Genomic DNA, 1,309 nt, shown 5'->3' with positions numbered 1-1,309 from the left:
TGTCTCGTCCTGAAATGTGTTTACACATTTAGGACTTATTATGACCAAGTCAAATAATACACCGATCAAACGAACACAACGAGATTATTCATTAGGCTTTAAATTACAAGTTGTCGACGCTGTAGAAAAAGGCGATATGACTTATAAACAAGCCCAAAAAATTTATGGCATACAAGGTCGCTCAACTGTGCTTACTTGGTTGAGAAAACACGGTAAGATGGATTGGACTCAATCACCTAAGATGACTATGCCTAAATCACCTAAAGCCAAAGAAAGCCCCGCACAAAAAATCAAGCGTCTCGAACGAGAGCTCGAAGATGAGCACTTACGTAACCTGTTACTCAATGAAGTGGTTAATATTCTTGACGCTGAGCATGGGACAAACCTTAGAAAAAAGTATATTGCCAAGGAGCAAGAAGCCTTCAAAAGCAAAAAATAGTTAGCTTAGAACGTGCTTGCAAGCTGCTTGGGATAACGAGACAAGCAATATATCAACGAGAGAGCAGAGCTAAATTGCGTGCTATTGAACTTGCACCAGTTAAAGCGATGGTATTGGAAATACGACGCTTTATGCCGCGTTTAGGTGGAAGGAAATTATATTTTCTACTGAAACCCAAACTCATAGAGCAAGGTATAAGTTTAGGTCGAGATGCTTTTTTTAGTTACTTAAAAAGTGAACATTTATTGGTTAAACCTAAGCGTAGTTATACAAAAACGACGTTTAGTAAACATTGGATGAAAAAGCATCCTAACTTGCTTAAAGATAGACAACCATCGAGGCCAGAAGAGGTATTTGTAAGTGATATAACCTACGTTCAATCAACGCAAGGTGTTCACTATCTATCGCTGGTAACTGATGCGTATAGTCGCAAAATTATGGGATATGAACTCAGTGATGAAATGAAGGCGACAGATGTGGTTAAGGCATTAGATATGACCATCGCTAATCGTCAGTATCAATGCAGTACGATTCACCATTCAGATAGAGGGTTACAGTATTGCTCACGGGTATATCAAGTAAAGCTTAATGAAAATGGCATTACTCCATCGATGACCGATGGCTATGATTGCTATCAAAATGCATTGGCGGAGCGCATTAATGGCATATTGAAGCAAGAATTCTTACTCTATAAATGCCAAAACCTGAAAGAGCTACGTGAACTCGTCGAAGAATCAATAGTAATATACAATGAAATGAGGCCGCATTTGAGTTTAGGCATGGAAACCCCAAACCAAGTGCATAAAAAAGACCAGGAGCAAAAGCTACTGGCCTTCAATTAAAACCGTCAACGTATTTTAGGACGAGACA

At 39.0% G+C, this 1,309-nt stretch carries 1 protein-coding gene; it reads left to right on the top strand.

The genetic code is table 11. The features are described from left to right. Positions 1 to 40: 40 nt before the first annotated feature. Positions 41 to 1,281, top strand: a protein-coding gene (locus JIG41_RS04485) for an IS3 family transposase (protein WP_374027183.1) whose coding sequence is annotated in 2 segments (ribosomal slippage) — positions 41 to 398 and positions 398 to 1,281 — 1,242 coding nt in all. Because the reading frame shifts where the segments join, the coding sequence is not laid out codon by codon here. Positions 1,282 to 1,309: the final 28 nt, after the last annotated feature.

The organism is Pseudoalteromonas sp. bablab_jr011, from assembly GCF_016464045.1.
GTDB lineage: Bacteria > Pseudomonadota > Gammaproteobacteria > Enterobacterales > Alteromonadaceae > Pseudoalteromonas > Pseudoalteromonas lipolytica.
Note: the sequence above shows the minus strand (reverse complement) of the source record. Positions and strands in the feature narration are given on the sequence as shown.